Below are 16,059 nucleotides of genomic sequence, written 5' to 3' on the forward strand. Positions count from 1 at the left end.
CGCGCAGCGGCCCCCGGAGGGCCCCGGACAACTGGAGCGAAGCGGAAGTTGTCTTACGGGGTTAAGACAATATTTTGTCCTGCATCCCCGTCGGGTCCCGAACTGTCCGGTCTATCCGGTGAAGCAGTCGGGGATGCAGGACAAAATATTGTGTCGGCGCGACGTGTGTGGGGCTGCGAAGCAGGAGGGGTCCCCACCCACGTCGTGACGGTTGTCAGAACAAGCAGTGTTCACGGATCCAGCAGCATCGAGGAGTGACGATGTCGGACGTTATCGGACGCGCTGGCTTTCATGCGCAGCATACGAAGAATGTCAGCGAGCGGAGCGCAATCATTCACGAAATGATGCGCGAACTCGACGAGGACTCGATCGCCTATTGGGCCGCACGCAATCCCAACATCGTCGTCGCTGACGAGGTGCTCAATGAGGCGATGGTCAACGACGGCGAGGGCGGATTCCAACCATGTAATCGCCGGCAGGAGGTTCTTGATTACGGTGCCGGTCGGGTCGGTCGGGTCAAGCGGAAGTTCCGTGAGGACAAGCTCGATCCGAAGACCGGCAAGATGAAAGGCGGGACCGTCACCACTTCCCTGCTCGTGTCCCATCTACCCAAGTCCATGTGCGTCGAAGTCCCGGATTTCTATCCCGTCCTGGACAAGTCAACGGGTGATCCCGTTCTCGACGACGAGGGTGTTCCGTTGAAGCGCAGCAGGTGGGTCGCTCGTGATCGGGACGAAGCTCGACGGTATTTCGAGGACGTGGTCTCCTACCTCGCGGGCAATGTGATCCCCGGCGGTGCCGACGCGGTCCTCGGCTACGACATCCAGCACAGTGAATCGACTCCACACGTGCAGATCGTCGCCGACACGTTTGCTCCTGATCCGAAGAACGAGGACGGCCTCCGGGTGGAGTCATCTCAGGCGTGGTTCTCTCACCGCGATGTCAGAGACGTAAACGGGAAGCAGAAGAGCGGGCCGGCGAAGCTGAGTGAGTACCACGCAGGCCTCAAAGACCATCTTCTCGACCGCGGCTACGACATCTCGGCTGACTTCGACGAGGAGCGCCATCTAGTCGGGATGGGCAAGGACGAGTACAGCCAGTCCATGGACGCTCGTCGCGTAGCCATCGACCGTGACAAGTCCACCAAGCGTCAGATCACGGGGTTCAAGACTGAGGTCGCCGAGGTCAAACGCGACTTCGAGGACAGACAGTCACGGTTGGACGAACGTGAGGGGATCCTCGACCGTCGCGAAGCGGAGATTCCGGCACTGCGCCGGAGGGCCATCAAAGAAGGCACGGACGAGGGGAAGCGACGGGGCTACGCCTTCGGCATCGACGAGGCCAGGGACCGGACCGATACAGCCATGAAGACGTTCAAAGCCCAGCTCTGGCAGAGGGTGCCGCAGCTCCTTGAGGAGTTTCTGACTCGGAAGGACTCGAAGGGGCGCTCGTATCAACCGATCTTCGACAAGTTTGTCGACCAGAAGCTCAAGCAGTTCGAGGTCGAACACGGCGTGGAGAACGACCTCGAGCTTCATCCCGGCGACCGCGAGCAATTCATCCAGGACGGAGGCGAGTACCTCTCAGCGGAGGTCACCCGGCTACAAAAAGAACGCACTTACGGAGATTGAGACTACGGCCACGGAAGGATTCTCGCCCATGAAATACGGGTATACACGAACGTCGACCAAGGACAAACAGGACGATGATCTCCAGCGCCGGGCACTCCACGACGCCGGCGTCCACGACAGTCACATCTTCTCCGACCAGATCTCAGGCTCCAAGGCCGCCAACTCACGATCCGGATGGTCATCCCTCGACGACCGGCTCCAGGATGGCGACGAGCTTGTCGTCTGGAGGATCGACCGCATCGGCAGGTCGATGATCGATGTCATTACTACCGTCACAGCTCTCATTGAGCGGGGCGTCGCCGTGCGTTCACTCACCGACGGCATCAACCCTTCGACCCGAGAAGGTCGGCTGATGCTCAACCTCATGGCGACGTTCGCCGAGTATGAACGTGAGCTCATCCAGGAACGTGTCCAAGTCGGTGTCAACGCGGCTCGAGCCCGCGGAGTGCGATTCGGGCGGCCGCCCATTGACCGACACGAAGTCGGCCGTAAGATTCGCGCGATTCAGCATCTGGTTGAGGCGGAGGGTCTCAGCGTCGCCGACGCTGCGAAGACAGTCGGATGGTCGAAGGCTACATACTACCGCCACCGAGGAAAGGAAATAGCATGACTATCAAAGACAGCGATCATCTCCAGGCTCAACTCGAACGCTTCGATCTGATCCAAACGTTGGCTGATGATGACGAGTTTCCCGAGAGAGTCTTTGATGCGCGGACTCGTATGGACTATGAGGCGACATTCGAAGCGACCATTAGCGAGGACCCCCGCATTGACGCCGTCGCTCAAGTCAACCCCGCTGGTGACTTCAACCTTCTAGACATCTACCTCTTAAAGGATGGCTGCCCAACGTCGCAGATGCATGTGGAGCCGGGAACTGGGCTTTGGCAGGCGATGGAAGTTTGGCTTGCCGACCTTCGCGAGGACTGGATGCCGGACGAGGATGAGCTATTCGAAAGTTCGTCTACAAACAGTTGCGATTGGGATGACCATCATCCGGTCGGGAAGAGTCCCACCGAGAAGAGCACCGGTCGCGACTCCGACACCGACGATCCTCGTCATGTCTTTCTGTCGGCCCGAGAGGTAATGCAACGTTATGGATGGGGCCAGACGAGGGGCTACCAGAAACTCAAGAATCAGAACCTCGTTCCACTGCCGGTCACGACGCGTCCGAACCGATGGCGGCTCGACCATCTGATGGCATGGGAAGACAGGATATTCGTCGAAGCTCAGAAAGCCATGGAGACACCAGAACACGAAACTGATGTTGAAGCGCGGGCCCGCCGTCTAGCGGCGGCGCTCCCGCAGCCAAAGATCCGTCGGCCCAGAAAGAAGCGCGCCGACTGAGTGCTGCGTAGTCGACTTCTATTTCAATCATAGATTGACCTCTTCCTTAGTCGTGAAAGTCAGCAGGCTCCGCTGGGATAGGTTTCTCCATGAGACAAAACTTATTACCTTCAGGGTCAGCAAGAACGTGCCAGCTCCCTGACGGCACGACGTCCATTGGATTCGCACCAAGAGACAGGAGCCTCTCGAGTTCGTCCGCTTGGCTGCGGTCGGTCGGACACAGGTCGAGATGCAAAGTCCCATCCGCAAAAGTATCTTCTGAGCGATCAAAGAGAATCGTCGGGGCATTCGACGCCCCGGAAATCGCGACCCCCGTGTCGTCGACGGCCGCAACCTCGTACCCGAGTGCAGCACACCAAAATTGGCTCAACCGTCTTGGGTCTTGGGCCTTGACGACGAGGTCCCCAATTCGACTAGTCACGGGCTCTCCCTTCTTTCGGTCTGAAACGACGGTGCATAACTGCATAGTTGGAGTCTATTCTCATAGCATGTCGAACAAGCAGCATCTGTACGGTGGCACACCAGCGGTGCTGTCGTGCGAATCGGCGACACCGTCCGCAAGCGCTGGTCGAGGTCAGCTCCGTTCGTCGTGTCATTCGTCAATGCATCACGGGCAAGCGGCATCGACGTGCCTGAACCGCTCGGACGCGACAAGCGCCGGCTTCCCCGAGACTGCGGCGATTCGTTCGCGTGGGGTACCGTTCGGAGGTCGCAACCGTAAGTCGACTACCGCCGAAACAGCACCGGGCTCGAGACTAGACACCTCCTCTAGAACCGCTAAGGTGCTATCCGGATCAATGGCAGCGTCTAGCAACTCGAGTGCATTCCGAGCGGCAAGACTCCTGTAGCTCGATTCTTAGAGCGCTTGCCTCGCATGTGAGCTTCAACGAATGATGGCGGCCCTCACACGGAGTTCCACAGCGTCTGTACCTACGGAGCCGAAATGATCCGGGGCCCAGAGCGCTGGCCCACGGGCAACACCTCAGAAGCTACCTGGCGTTTCGACACACTTCCGCTCAAGTATAGACATTTCTTATGGTTGGCATCGGTTTCTATCGGGTTGTCCTGAGTGACATACATCTCTATGGTCAACGTGTGCAGCTTCCGGTAACCAAGTGATTCGTCATCACTGTTGAAGGAGTCCTCGGTTCATTAACCTTTGCTCCAATCTTTCAGGATGACCACGAGCTAGTGAGGTCAATATGAGTGCACCGAAACAGGAACTTCAACACGGGTCGACACCCGCGCAAAAGAAAGCGATTTGGGCTGGAGGAGTAGGAAACTTCGTCGAATGGTTTGACTATGGAGTCTACGGGTTTCTCGCAGTCATCATCTCAACCGTATTCTTCCCCGCTGGAGATCCTACTGCCGCACTATTATCGACGTTCGGGATCTTCGCACTTCCAGTCATCACCCGACCGCTTGGCAGCATCATCTTCGCCAGGTTCGGCGACACCGTGGGTCGCAAGGTCACGCTTGCTGTCGTGCTGCTCCTGATGTCAGTGTCGACTGCGGCAATCGGCGCGATTCCCCCATACGCAAGCATCGGCGTCTGGGCACCGATCTTGCTAATTCTCGCTCGCATTGTCCAGGGTTTCTCCGCTGGAGGTGAATACGCAGGCGGGGCAGTACTGATCGCAGAAAACTCCCCCCGAGAGCGACGCGGCTATTTCGTGGGATTTATGCCAGCCACTACCGGGCTAGGCTTGCTTGCCGGGTCGATGTTCGCATTCGTCCTATCGACAGTGCTCGACAGCGATCAGATGCACTCCTGGGGATGGAGAATACCGTTCCTCATCGCGTTACCCATCGGCGCGATTGGCCTCTATATTCGCTTCAAACTGGAGGAGACCTCAGCGTTTAAGGAACTTGTCGAAGAAGATGAAGTTGCGCGTTCCCCGCTAGCAGAGACCATCGGAACCTATGGAACTGCGGTGTTGAAAGTTACGGGCATCGCTATGGCCCAAACCGTTGCCTACTATGTGATCCTCGTCTATGCTCCAACGTTCCTGACCGAACAGACCGGCCACTCTTCCGGTGACGCATTATTGAGCACGTCGATAGCCATCGCCGGCTATGTGATCACCATTCCAATAGCCGGTGCCATCTCCGACAAGGTTGGACGCAAACCTCTCATGGTGATCGGGGGCTTCCTCGTACTAGCGCTCGTATTCCCGGCGTTCATCACCATGTCCGTTGCACCCCTGTGGATCATCATTCTCGTTCAATTTCTCACAGGAGGAGTTGCACTGGGACTGTATACGGGGCCGCTGGTTTGCGCCTGGGTTGAGCTCTTCCCCACACGCGTCCGATATTCAGGTGTGGCTATCGGTTTCAGTCTGGCTGTCATCGTCTCTGTGTCCTCTCCTTTCGTCCTCACCTGGCTGATCTCGTTGACTGGCAGCAACCTGATGCCACCGCTATATGTCGCGCTCAGCTGCGTGGTGTCGTTGTTGACGCTTCTGGTGCTGAAAGAGTCTGCTGCTTCTAAGGCATCGCACGACTACTTCGAGGAAGGCCCATCAAAATGAACCCCATAGCCGACCGAGGTCAGTGGAACGAACTTTGCCGTTTCAGCGTCGACGACCTTCTAACGAACTACTCGAACGGCTCGTTGTCTCCTGTCGAAGTTCTGAACGCTCACCTCGCCAGAATCGAGCAATACGAGCACACCATCAATGCCTTTGTCACTGTCACCTCCGACTTGGCGAAGAAGCAAGCGAAGCACTCTGAGAAGGTTTGGCATCGTGGCGAAAATCCGAGGGCACTCGAAGGAGTACCGTACGCGATCAAGGACCTCGTACCGACTGCAGGTATCCGCACTACAAAGGGGTCCGCACTTTTTCGCGATTGGATTCCGCCAGAGAACTCCCCATTGGCGCAGCTACTGTTCAAATCGGGTGGGGCAATGGTCGGCAAGACAACGACTTCCGAGATTGGTTGGAAGGCGGACGCGGGGAACCCGATCAACGGAGCTAGTCGAACTCCCTATGACCCGACACGGACGTCTGGCGGATCGAGTGGAGGTGCTGCTGCAGGAGTCGCAGCGGGTTTCGTCGCCGTGGCACAGGGTGGAGATGGGGCCGGGTCCGTGCGCATCCCTGCTTCGTTTTGTAATCTTGTCGGAATGAAGCCTGGCCCGGGGGTCATTCCTTACTACCCTCCGACGCCGCTTGGCCAACTAGTCGCCAACGGGCCGCTGGCCCATACAGTGCGCGATGCTGCCCACCTCCTAGACGTTATGTCTGCTCAAGATCCACGAGACTCGTTATCAGTCGTGCGACAGCCCGGAGGCTACCGTGAAGCATGTGACGAAACTCCAGATCGCATACGTGCGTACTACGCGCCGTCCTGGGGCGGTCGCAAGGTGGAACCTTCAATCGAAGCAACAGTTTCTGAAGCAATCTCGTGCTTGAAGTCAGAGGGGTTAGAGATCGCTGATCTCGAAGAAACCCCTCGGGACCGGTTCGATTTGCTAGACGTCATCTGGACAACGGGATTTGCCAGTCTCGTTCCACGGCCTAACGGCGATACTGATTCTGAACTGGCAAAAGTCGTGGAGAGGGCGAAACTCTACAGCGGTGTTGACCTTGCTTCGGCTCATCTGGCACGTCAGTCGTACAAAGCCGAGGTGGAGCTGCTACTGCAACAAGTTGATGTCCTTATCACCCCGACGGTTGCCGTTGGACCGTTTGAACCGGGCTCTCCAGGCCCGCAGACAGTCACCGAGACGCCTGCAAACTATCTAGACTGGGCATGGATGACATACTCTTTCAACTTGAGCGAGCACCCGTCCATCACGATTCCCAGCGGATTCGATGACACCGACCTGCCGGTGGGAATCCAGTTGATTTCCCGCCATGGGTCGGAGCGCTCTCTGCTTTCATGCGCCTCAGAGGTGGAACGGATCCTCCGGGCGCGAGATTAGACTCCTACTTCACTAGGAGTGCCGATGCTCTTCCTCAGCAGCGCATATATGGTGCTGAGGAAGGGCATTTCGTTTACGCTCCGAGGTCTCACTTCGTTTTAGGCTAGTCGTTCAATGGTAACGAGCGGAATGCAGTTCGCCGCGTGGCGTCGGGCGGGCCACTTCTCGAGCCCAAACGCTTCTGCTGTCGCGGTAGCCACATAGTCGTACTCCGCGTGGAGGAAAACTTAACATTCTGACACCACTCGCGCGCGTCGAGTGCGACAGACCTTATAGGCTTAACCTGGGTATGATCTAAGAAAATATAGGGTTGAGCGATGCCTGGTTAGTTCTTACTGTTGTTCCATGAGATATACACAACATGCTCTCGCCGCCCATTCGACCAAAATTGCATTCCGGAAGGAACCAAGCAATACGCCATCCGCGCAATACGACCCACAAGTTGCAGAGACTGTGAGTTCCATGCTTTTGGACATCGAACACAATGGCTTGAATGCAGTCCGGAAATACAGTCGGGATCTTGACCGCTATGAGGGCGACCTTGAGATCTCAGCAAAGACTCTGTCCTCAAGCGGTGAGCGCCTTCCCAAGGATCTTCGTGAAGCCATCGAGCTTGGCTCCGAACGGACTCGCGCCTTCGCTGCTGAGAGCCGTAGACATCTCACTGACTTTACATTTGATACCGCTCCCGGTGTCACCTGCGGAGTCAAATACGTCCCGATCGGTCAAGTTGGTGCGTACCTTCCCGCTGGCCGTTTTCCGCTAACCGCCAGCGCATTCATGTCTGTCGGTGTCGCGAAAGAAGCCGGCGTTCCCCATGTCTCCGCAGCTACACCTCCACGACCTGACGGCGGGCCCAACGACGCGGTCTTGTATGCTGCGTACCGTTCTGGGGTCGACCGAGCTTTTCTTCTAGGTGGCGTTCAGGCACTGGCTACCTTGGCATTTGGCCTCCTTGATGACGCACCAGCCAGTATGATCGTTGGTGCGGGCAATGCTTTCGTCGCTGAGGCGAAGCGTCAGCTTTTCGGACGCGTAGCAATCGATCTTCCTGCTGGCCCGTCAGAGGTGGCGATCATCGCAGACGATTCTGCGGACCCTGAGATTGTTGCCGCCGACCTGCTGGGGCAGGCGGAGCATGGGCCGAATTCGCCTGCAGCGTTGATCACAACATCTCATGAGCTTGCCGACAACGTCGCCGTTGCTATCGACAAACAATTGGAGACTCTGTCTACGGCTGAGATAGCTGGCGCGGCTTGGCGGGACTACGGGTCTATCCTTGTCGCGGCTGACCGGGAAACAGCCGCAGCGATGATGGATGATCTGGCACCAGAACATCTTGAGCTTCTGACAACGGACGATGACTGGTATCACGATCGATTGACCAACTATGGTTCGATATTCATCGGCGAATGGAGCACCGTTGCGTACTCGGACAAGGGCATGGCAGGAACAAATCACACCTTGCCGACTGCCGGTGGCGCGAAACACAGCGCAGGGTTGTCAGTCTCAAGATTTGTCAAGCCGCTGACATTCCAACGTGTAGAGAAGACAGCGACACCAGCAGTTGCGACGGCAGTGCAGGTGATCTCCGACTCTGAGGGAATGGAGGCGCATTCCCGTACGGCCACATATCGCCTCAACCGCTACCGCACTACAGACTGACAGAATGACGATGACTACCCCGCCGGACGGGACCGAATCCTCTTGGCCCCGGTCGGCGGGGTAATTGTTTCTCTAACAAGCTCCACTATTGTCGTGGTCGCTAGAGATAGAACAGCCCCTTGTCGCTTGATCAACGCAAGCGTTTCTTCAAACGGCTCTTCAAATTCAAACGTCCGGACACCTCGCGGCAGTCTACGGCTGCGAACGAGCGAGGCACTTACGATCGTTCCGCCAACACCTGCAGCAACAAGGCTCAGCGCAGACTCGACGTGCTCTACTTCAATGGCTGCCGAAGGCCGATGACCTGCGCTCTGAGCTCGGTCCCATAGTTGACGCCTAGTCGGGTCGTCCCAACCGCTGTGCGCATCGTAGAGCACCAAGTCGTCGGCCATGATGTCTTCAATGCGAACGGATCCGGCATCCTTCGATCTGTTGGCTGTCGCATATAACACCCGGTCCAGAAACAATGGCTCGACATCAAGCTCGGTGTCTCGAATCGGAAGCACCACGAGCCCAGCCTCTATCGCTCCCTCATCCACCATCCGAGCCACTTCTTCAGAGTTCAGTCCCACCATGCGAATGCGTACGCCAGGGTGACGGGTGTGAAATGTGAGAACGAGGTCAGAAAGACCGTAGTGATTCGCGTTTCTGGGCACGCCGAAAGTGGCTACCCCGGATTCAAGGGAAGTGATGGACCGCATCGACTGAGCAGCCGCCTCAACTGAACCCAACGCGCTCTCTGCATGAGGCCGCAGCTCATTGGCGGCGCTTGTCGGCTTGAGACGTCGGGAGCCTCGCACGAAGAGCTGCACCCCCAACTCAGCTTCTAAACGCACGATGAGCTCAGAGATCGACGCCTGCGTCACCTCGAGTTCGTCTGCTGCTGCTGTAAAAGTCCCCAGCTCCCAAGCGGACAAAAAGGCTCGCAACTGCGTCAAAGTCATCGGGTAAACCTTTCTTATCTATCGCAAAATGCAAGGTTGTCCTGTGTTGCGGTTCACAATACCATCGAGAACTGACTCAAGACTGAAATCACTGCCGCCTGCGCTCAATGGCGGGCGATATTGGAGGAATCATGACCACATCGAAAGTCGAATCCCCCCGCTTAAGAAAGGCTCTAGGGGTCTTTGACTCATATGCTCTAGGTTTTGGGGCAATGATCGGCTTTGGCTGGGTAGTCCTCACCAGCGACTGGATTGCAGGTGGCGGCACCCTCGGTGCCGTAATCGCCATGGTCACCGGAGGTCTAATCATGGCCGTAGTTGGTTTGGTCTACGCAGAGCTGACTGCTGCGATGCCTAAAGTCGGCGGTGAACACCACTATCTGTTACGCGGGATGGGGGCGCGATGGTCGTTCCTTGGATCATGGGGAATTACCGGTGGTTACATCACGATCGTTGCTTTCGAAGCGGTCGCTCTCCCCCGAACTGTCGAGTATATTGCCCCGGCCCTCAACCACATTCACCTATGGAACGTATTCGGTTCAGAGGTCTACCTGACCTGGGCGCTCGTTGGTTCGATAGCCGCGGTCGTCATTACCTGGATTAACATCATCGGAGTTCGGTCGGCTGGGATTGTACAGACCTTCGTCGTCGTCTTCCTCGTAGCAGTCGGTCTGCTGATGATCTTTGGATCATCGACACGCGGCACAGTTGAGAACATGCAGCCCTTGTTCACGGATGCCAGTGGACTGTTCACAGTGCTCATCGTCGTCCCATTTCTCTTCGTTGGCTTCGACGTGATTCCACAGGCCTCGGAGGAACTGCGAATGTCACCTCGTCGCATCGGCATACTTATCGTTACATCTGTTCTGATTGCCACCGCGTGGTACGTCATGACGATCCTCACGACATCGTCTGCGCTTCCTATCGAAACCCTCTTGTCATCGGATTTGGCAAGCGCCGACGCGATGGGAGCGCTGTTCGACAGCAACGTGATGGCCAACGTGCTCATTGCAGGTGGGATTGCCGGAATCCTCACCTCCTGGATTGCCTTGCTCCTTGGAGCTTCTCGCCTTCTCCTGGCTATGGGGCAATCCGGCATGGTTCCAAAATGGTTCGGGCAGATTCATCCGAAATATAAGACGCCAGCCAATTCGCTCATGTTCATCGGTGCCCTCTCGTTCGTTGCCCCATTTTTCGGCGAGGGAATGCTCGAATGGCTTGTCGATTCGGGCTCACCTAGCATCGTTATCACGTATCTGCTGGTAAGCATCGTCTTTGTGAAACTGCGGGTGAAGGAACCGGATATGGATCGTCCGTTTCTCGCGGGAGGGCATAAAGGCGGCGTGCCGCTTGGAGTTCTTGCTGTGGTGCTCTGCGCGGGTCTCGTCTCGCTCTATATTCCCGGCATGCCAGCCTCGATCAGTCCAATGTCCTACATCCTCTTTTGTCTCTGGTGGGGATTGGGCTTGTTCTTTGTAATGCGCATCCCTCGCGGTATCACGGCTGGACCCGATGCAGAGCACCGCTTGCTACAAGCACTCGCTCGCCGCGCCGATAACGGCTGATGGGATTGATCTGATACTTTTGGTACCCCGCCCGGGCCGATTGCCCTGTCAATGCGGGCACGGCTAGGGTACTCTCCGGCGGGTGCAAGGTCATCGTCAACGAAGGCACCGTTGCTGCTGGTCTTAGCACGCTCAGGATCCGTACCGTCGCATCTTCTTGGTGCGCGCGCTCACCGAAGCTAGTATCCGATGTTGCGTATCCAGCCGATAGAGAAGACACGCCCTAGATTGCAATGATCGTTAGACACCGCGGTGAGCCCGTTTGCTGCATGTTCGATTGTGCGGTAGTTTCACTGGCGATATAGTCAGTTGCTCTGCAGAAATGTCGCAGATGTAGATTCATCCCCATGATCGAACTCAAGCCCCTGACAGCTGCCGACGTTGACGCCCCCAATGCAGGCGAAGACCACGAGACGGTGAAATGGCTAACTGGTGAGTTCAGTACCACCGGGTCGATGCGCGATCATATCGAAAAGCTCGCACAGAACACCGAGCGCGGAGAAGGGAAACGAGCCTTCGGGAGATGGGTCGATGACCTGCTCGCGGGATACATCGATTTCGACCCTACGATGAAAGACCTCCCAGCCGCAGGCGACGTGAACATCGCTTACTCCGTTCACCCTTGGGCACGACGCAGAAGGGTGGCGACGGGTCGCCGTTGGACTCAACTGCGACCACATTGGTAAACAACGAATCGGTACTCGAGCAATCATCCGCATTGAAGCCGAAAGCTTCGCGTCACTGAGTGTGGTTGAACGCAGTGGGTTCCAGCTTCTCGGTGCGTTCCAATCAATAGATGACCGGCATGACGATGGTGCTCCAGTCAACGCCACTTACAGCATGCATCTCGCGGTTTAATTTGCGCCGCGGGCAATCCGTGCCTTCGCAGAGCGTCAAGATCAGAACGACGGTTTTTTGTCTCAACAAGTCCTATCTGAGAATCCGACTTCTGAGACTGGGTTTCTAAGACCTGTGGGCCCACGCCTAACCAATAGGCGTGGGCGTCTCATTTAGGTGGTGTCTATGAGACGACGCCCTCGGCCAGCAGCCATCGGTCGACGTAAGGTCAACTTCAGCGTTGGCAAACTGGCAGTGCAATTAGCTTCAGAACAAGATATTATTGATCCATCACGACCGGTTCCGCCTACTTCGGTAGGTCCAGGGCCGGTCCTCATTTTTCACAGGCGGTGTTCTTGGACAACGGGGCCAAAGAGTTCAAGTCCTATGGTGAGCAGGTCGATCTGCTGTCTCAGCGCGGTATGGACGTGGGAGACCGCGATACAGCTCTAACAACCATGCAACGCGTGAACTACTACCGCCTGAGCGGGTACTGGTACCCATTTCGGAAGAAGTCTCATAGAGGACGAGATGACGAGTTCTCTCCCGGCACCCACCTGGATGATGTAGTCGCGCTCTACGAATTCGACGCCCGTCTGCGCATGGCGACCTTCTCCGCCTTGACCCCCATCGAACTGGCGATCCGTGCACTGCTCGGTCACGAACTCGGTCGCGTCGACCCCTGCGCCCATCTTGACTCCAGCCTGCTCGGTGCCACGGCAAGGATCAGAGGTGACTACCGTCAATGGCTCGATAAATATGAGCGTGAGTTAAATCTGTCCCGTGAGGACTTCGTTGCACATCATGAAGAAAAATACGGTGGGGTTCTGCCTGTTTGGGCTGCAGTTGAATTGTTGGATTGGGGTCAGTTGACGCGCCTGTACGGCTTCTCGCCACGCGGCGTTCAAGACAGAGTTGCCGACATATGCGGGCTCACTGCACCGCAGCTGACGAGCTGGCTCAAGGCGCTCAACCTCGTGCGCAACACCTGCGCACACCACGGACGGCTGTTCAATCGCGTCCACACTCTCTCGCCGAAGCTGCCGCAGCTGGGCCAGCACCCGGACTTAGACGCAGTTGCGACTGATTGGTCTCGCACCTTCGGGCAGCTGACGATGATTCAGTTCCTTCTCGACCGGCTTCAGGTCGGGCGACCGACGTTCTTGCCGACCGTGCTCAGGACATTCCCGTCGGTGCGAGCGGTTCCCATCACGGACATGGGCGCGTCGAGCGATTGGTCGAGCGCGAGTTCGCTCTGGAACCGCTGAGGCGTCCGGGCAACCGGACGTTCGCCTAACAAGGAACGGTCAGGTTTACCCCACGGGAACGTTCATGGGGTAACCGACCTACGGTGACTGTATGCCGAAGTTGAGAATTGAGATTGCCGCTGCTGATCAGATCGAAGCCAAGCGCGTTCAATCCGTCTACCAACGTAATGAACGAATCGTCAAGCTTGACGAGGAGGCCACTGACGAAGCGGGGAAAGCCGGGTACACACCCGTAGGTCGCCCTGTGTTCGTCGGTCTCACGAACGGTGACCCGCTGATGTATCGATTCGATGTCCCTGTTGAAGCTTCCGGGCGATAGCCCAGTTGCTACTTCCATGTTTGGTGGTCGAGGATAGCTTTCGGCGCTATGCGGCTCACGCGACGGCAGCTCGATTCCATGCGGTGAGAAGCGCGTTTACCACAGACCCGTCGACGCAAGAGGCGAAGTCTCGTGATCGCGATGAGAGGCACTGCTGGGATCAGCCAACGAACTCAACTGCATGAGCAATGGCAGTCTGGCTGGGGTCATCCTTGGACAAACACAGTCCTCACACGAAGGTCTCCGGTCGCGCATGGCCCGTCCTGCCTGCCCCACCAGGCTGTCAGGCGATTCCAGGTGTCGACCACGTCTCTACCAGGCCCTCATCGAAGTGTCGTCGGACGCATGGGATCAGGCATAGTGGTGCCAACCGATAGCGCGACCCTCGCCATCCGGCCTTTGCTCGCAGCACCGAGTTTCAGGCATCAGTCCATTTCCGTGTCCGGTCCGGCAACGAAGGACTCGTATGTCCCATCAGCGGCCGAGAATCGCAGGACGTTCAATCTACCGGTCACTTCGACCGACCCGTCGATGTAGTAGTGGTTGTCACCATCGTGGAATGTGCCATGGGAGCCGTCTTCGTGCATTTCGGATGTACGGACGTGGCCGGCGATCACGGTCTTGACGAACGGTCCGAACGTCGGAGGGAACTTCTCGGTGAGAACGTAGTCCGGCGTCGCCGCACGCCACAGCTCCGCTGCTTCCTCGTCGATGCCCGCGTGCACGAAGATGTGATCTTCAGTCTCGTGGACACGCGGCAGACTGCGCAGCCATTGGATCAGTTCCGGGTGCGCCGCGCGGATCGCTCGTTTGATGTTGTGGTTCATCGTCGGTCCGTCGAGCGTGGACGCGTCACTACTGGGGTCCTCGTGCCCGAGTGCGTGAGCGAACCCAAGAGGGTCGAGGAAGGATTTCACGGTGCCGAAGTCAGCATCGCCTACCAGCCAGGAGAAATCCTCATCATCGCCGTCCAACCAGTCGAGAAACCAGTCGTCATGATTTCCCAGGAGAGCCGTCACCCGGTCCGGGAACCGCAGGCACAACTCCCGAACCGTGATGAGGACATCGGCGCTTGCAGGACCGCGATCCACATAGTCGCCGAGCAGGACGAGTTCAGCAGCAGCGTCGGAGTCCATACCGACGAGGTCGAGCGCCGCACGGAAAGGCTCGATGTGGCCGTGGATATCGGATACGACGTAGGTGCGCTCGATAGTCATTAACTCCAGAGTATTCGTTCCACGAAGCAACGAGAAGAGGCCCGGCCACCAGCACGAAGGCGATGGGCGAGCCTCAACTTCGGCGTCGGTTCCTACGACGGCGCATAGTGGCCGAGTTGGACGAACTCCCTCGACCTCACCGGAACATGTTCGGGTTGAAGATCTCGTCGAGCTTGCCTTCACTGGCAATCTGAGACGGCGACTACTCCGACTTCAGCGCCAACTTCACCGACCCCTTCGTCGGCCGCGACTCAATATCGTAGACGACCTGGTGGGTGATGGTCGCTTCGCCGAGGGGCGAGACGGTCGACCCGTCATGCGTGAGCTTGTGGCCCATCCAGTTGACGAACTTCTTCAGGGCCTGCTCGTCGATCTGCCGGATCTGCGACCCGGGAACGCCTGCGATGATCCGCTGAACGCGCGTGCAGTCGCGGTCCTCCGTGGGCCCGCCTCAGTCGTCGTTCTCCACGAAATTGAACTGCGCTGGGATCCGCTGCATTTGCTCCTAGCGGTGATAGGCGACGTAGCTCTGGTAGTACTTGATCGAAGCGATGCGCGTCACGCGTGAGCGGCCTGGTACGCCAGGTAGATCGAGTTCGGGATCTTGCCGTACCGAGCAAGCTCATAGTCGTTCTCCCGCGCCCAAGTGCGGATCTCGTCCCGCTCTTCGACCGTCGTGTCGGGCACGAAATGTTTCGACGGACTCTTCACCGATTTCCGACCGGCCGCGATGTACGGGGCGAGCTTCTCATCGAGCTCGGAGTGTTCCGTCGCAGTCAGTTCCGTCTCATACCAGGCTGCCTTCCAGCCGATCGTCACAGTCTCGGCTTCGGGCTCACCGCTCAGGTCGGAGACCAGAATCGTCCTCGTCACCATGGTCTTCTTCCGTTTCATCTCGTTGTGAGCCGGCGCGCAGGTAGCGCTCTGTTTCGGCTCTCGTTGGCTATCGGTCGGTCATGATGACTTCAATGATACTTATAAGTACGTGGATCTATAAGTACCGTCGGGCGAATCTGTTTGAGTGCAGAAGAGAGGTCCACTCAACCAGCGGCTAGGGGCGAATCTCCGTGCCATTCGCCTGGAGCGCGGCTATACCCAGGAAGGGTGGGCTGAACGTCTCGGATACGACCGGACCTACGTGGCCTCGTTGGAACGCGGCGAGAGAAACATGTCACTGGACTCGCTCACTGTCTTGGCAGAAAAGCTCGGGATCGAGCCCTTGTCGTTGCTGGTGGCCTCCACCGGCCAGCGATCAGATGACTGACCTCATCGACAGCTGCAGGTCTGACTGGAGGGATCCCGTCGCATAGAAATTGGCATCACCTGGCGAAGTTGCTGGCC

At 57.5% G+C, this 16,059-nt stretch carries 16 protein-coding genes; 11 read left to right on the forward strand and 5 right to left on the reverse strand.

What is annotated here, in order from left to right:
- The first annotated feature begins 341 nt into the window (after positions 1–341).
- Genes ACOZ9V_RS13460 through ACOZ9V_RS13470 form a run of 3 tightly spaced genes read left to right on the forward strand, consistent with a single transcriptional unit; the run spans position 342 to position 2,975 of the window.
- Entirely contained in the window at positions 342–1,631 is a 1,290-nt protein-coding gene (locus tag ACOZ9V_RS13460) for a hypothetical protein (protein WP_434590754.1), read from the forward strand.
- Positions 1,632–1,659: 28 nt separating this feature from the next.
- The gene (locus ACOZ9V_RS13465; protein WP_434590757.1) at positions 1,660–2,241 is read left to right on the forward strand and encodes a recombinase family protein; all 582 of its coding nucleotides are present in this window, start codon (positions 1,660–1,662) and stop codon (positions 2,239–2,241) included.
- Positions 2,238–2,975: a hypothetical protein gene (locus ACOZ9V_RS13470; protein WP_434590759.1), complete on the forward strand. Its 738-nt coding sequence runs from the start codon at positions 2,238–2,240 to the stop codon at positions 2,973–2,975. Before ACOZ9V_RS13465 ends, ACOZ9V_RS13470 begins: the two co-directional genes overlap by 4 nt.
- A 46-nt stretch (positions 2,976–3,021) precedes the next feature.
- Here ACOZ9V_RS13470 and ACOZ9V_RS13475 read toward each other — a convergent pair whose 3' ends face one another.
- Positions 3,022–3,441, reverse strand: coding sequence for a VOC family protein (locus ACOZ9V_RS13475; protein ID WP_434590762.1), 420 nt, complete (start codon positions 3,439–3,441; stop codon positions 3,022–3,024).
- Between the two features lie 736 nt (positions 3,442–4,177).
- On the opposite strand from ACOZ9V_RS13475, the gene ACOZ9V_RS13480 reads away from it, so the two are divergent.
- The 3 genes from ACOZ9V_RS13480 (at position 4,178) to hisD (ending at position 8,568) form a co-directional block, all read left to right on the forward strand.
- Positions 4,178–5,506 carry an MFS transporter gene (locus ACOZ9V_RS13480; protein WP_434590765.1) on the forward strand — a complete coding sequence of 443 codons (1,329 nt, stop codon included), beginning with the start codon at positions 4,178–4,180 and terminating at the stop codon, positions 5,504–5,506.
- Positions 5,503–6,903, forward strand: a complete 1,401-nt coding sequence (locus ACOZ9V_RS13485; protein WP_434590768.1) for an amidase — start codon at positions 5,503–5,505, stop codon at positions 6,901–6,903. The genes ACOZ9V_RS13480 and ACOZ9V_RS13485 overlap by 4 nt, the downstream gene beginning before the upstream one ends.
- A gap of 345 nt (positions 6,904–7,248) precedes the next feature.
- Positions 7,249–8,568 (forward strand): histidinol dehydrogenase, encoded by a 1,320-nt coding sequence (hisD, locus tag ACOZ9V_RS13490; RefSeq protein ID WP_434590770.1) that lies wholly within the window; start codon positions 7,249–7,251, stop codon positions 8,566–8,568.
- Positions 8,569–8,582: 14 nt separating this feature from the next.
- On the opposite strand, the gene ACOZ9V_RS13495 is transcribed toward hisD, so the two are convergent.
- Positions 8,583–9,512, reverse strand: coding sequence for a LysR family transcriptional regulator (locus ACOZ9V_RS13495; protein WP_434590773.1), 930 nt, complete (start codon positions 9,510–9,512; stop codon positions 8,583–8,585).
- Between the two features lie 131 nt (positions 9,513–9,643).
- Between ACOZ9V_RS13495 and ACOZ9V_RS13500 the strand changes: the two genes are divergently transcribed.
- The 4 genes from ACOZ9V_RS13500 (at position 9,644) to ACOZ9V_RS13515 (ending at position 13,501) form a co-directional block, all read left to right on the forward strand.
- The gene (locus ACOZ9V_RS13500; protein ID WP_434590776.1) at positions 9,644–11,077 is read left to right on the forward strand and encodes an APC family permease; all 1,434 of its coding nucleotides are present in this window, start codon (positions 9,644–9,646) and stop codon (positions 11,075–11,077) included.
- A 347-nt stretch (positions 11,078–11,424) separates the two neighbouring features.
- Entirely contained in the window at positions 11,425–11,763 is a 339-nt protein-coding gene (locus tag ACOZ9V_RS13505; protein ID WP_434590779.1) for a hypothetical protein, read from the forward strand.
- Between the two features lie 501 nt (positions 11,764–12,264).
- Complete coding sequence (locus ACOZ9V_RS13510; protein WP_434590782.1) at positions 12,265–13,182, forward strand: Abi family protein; 918 nt, start codon at positions 12,265–12,267, stop codon at positions 13,180–13,182.
- Positions 13,183–13,273: 91 nt separating this feature from the next.
- Entirely contained in the window at positions 13,274–13,501 is a 228-nt protein-coding gene (locus tag ACOZ9V_RS13515) for a hypothetical protein (protein WP_434590785.1), read from the forward strand.
- A 425-nt stretch (positions 13,502–13,926) separates the two neighbouring features.
- Here the strand turns inward: ACOZ9V_RS13515 and ACOZ9V_RS13520 are convergent, their stop codons facing one another.
- The 3 genes from ACOZ9V_RS13520 to ACOZ9V_RS13530 form a co-directional block, all read right to left on the reverse strand.
- Positions 13,927–14,718: a metallophosphoesterase gene (locus tag ACOZ9V_RS13520; RefSeq protein ID WP_434590788.1), complete on the reverse strand. Its 792-nt coding sequence runs from the start codon at positions 14,716–14,718 to the stop codon at positions 13,927–13,929.
- Between the two features lie 202 nt (positions 14,719–14,920).
- Positions 14,921–15,055 carry a hypothetical protein gene (locus tag ACOZ9V_RS13525; RefSeq protein WP_434590791.1) on the reverse strand — a complete coding sequence of 45 codons (135 nt, stop codon included), beginning with the start codon at positions 15,053–15,055 and terminating at the stop codon, positions 14,921–14,923.
- A 221-nt stretch (positions 15,056–15,276) separates the two neighbouring features.
- Entirely contained in the window at positions 15,277–15,612 is a 336-nt protein-coding gene (locus ACOZ9V_RS13530) for an Lsr2 dimerization domain-containing protein (RefSeq protein ID WP_434590794.1), read from the reverse strand.
- A 127-nt stretch (positions 15,613–15,739) separates the two neighbouring features.
- On the opposite strand from ACOZ9V_RS13530, the gene ACOZ9V_RS13535 reads away from it, so the two are divergent.
- A complete protein-coding gene (locus ACOZ9V_RS13535; protein ID WP_434590797.1) occupies positions 15,740–15,982 on the forward strand; it encodes a helix-turn-helix domain-containing protein in 243 nt (80 codons plus the stop codon).
- The last annotated feature ends 77 nt before the right edge of the window (positions 15,983–16,059 follow it).

The sequence above is a fragment of the Brevibacterium sp. 1718 genome (genome assembly GCF_051131255.1).
Classification (GTDB): Bacteria; Actinomycetota; Actinomycetes; order Actinomycetales; family Brevibacteriaceae; genus Brevibacterium; species Brevibacterium sediminis.

Bases quoted from the DNA above. Each gene is read 5' to 3' on its own strand.
- ACOZ9V_RS13460 (WP_434590754.1), top strand. From the start codon at position 342: ATGATGCGCGAACTCGACGAGGACTCGATCGCCTATTGGGCCGCACGC.
- ACOZ9V_RS13465 (WP_434590757.1), top strand. From the start codon at position 1,660: ATGAAATACGGGTATACACGAACGTCGACCAAGGACAAACAGGACGAT.
- ACOZ9V_RS13470 (WP_434590759.1), top strand. From the start codon at position 2,238: ATGACTATCAAAGACAGCGATCATCTCCAGGCTCAACTCGAACGCTTC.
- ACOZ9V_RS13475 (WP_434590762.1), bottom strand. From the start codon at position 3,441: ATGCAGTTATGCACCGTCGTTTCAGACCGAAAGAAGGGAGAGCCCGTG.
- ACOZ9V_RS13480 (WP_434590765.1), top strand. From the start codon at position 4,178: ATGAGTGCACCGAAACAGGAACTTCAACACGGGTCGACACCCGCGCAA.
- ACOZ9V_RS13485 (WP_434590768.1), top strand. From the start codon at position 5,503: ATGAACCCCATAGCCGACCGAGGTCAGTGGAACGAACTTTGCCGTTTC.
- hisD (WP_434590770.1), top strand. From the start codon at position 7,249: ATGAGATATACACAACATGCTCTCGCCGCCCATTCGACCAAAATTGCA.
- ACOZ9V_RS13495 (WP_434590773.1), bottom strand. From the start codon at position 9,512: ATGACTTTGACGCAGTTGCGAGCCTTTTTGTCCGCTTGGGAGCTGGGG.
- ACOZ9V_RS13500 (WP_434590776.1), top strand. From the start codon at position 9,644: ATGACCACATCGAAAGTCGAATCCCCCCGCTTAAGAAAGGCTCTAGGG.
- ACOZ9V_RS13505 (WP_434590779.1), top strand. From the start codon at position 11,425: ATGATCGAACTCAAGCCCCTGACAGCTGCCGACGTTGACGCCCCCAAT.
- ACOZ9V_RS13515 (WP_434590785.1), top strand. From the start codon at position 13,274: ATGCCGAAGTTGAGAATTGAGATTGCCGCTGCTGATCAGATCGAAGCC.
- ACOZ9V_RS13520 (WP_434590788.1), bottom strand. From the start codon at position 14,718: ATGACTATCGAGCGCACCTACGTCGTATCCGATATCCACGGCCACATC.
- ACOZ9V_RS13525 (WP_434590791.1), bottom strand. From the start codon at position 15,055: ATGGGCCACAAGCTCACGCATGACGGGTCGACCGTCTCGCCCCTCGGC.
- ACOZ9V_RS13530 (WP_434590794.1), bottom strand. From the start codon at position 15,612: ATGAAACGGAAGAAGACCATGGTGACGAGGACGATTCTGGTCTCCGAC.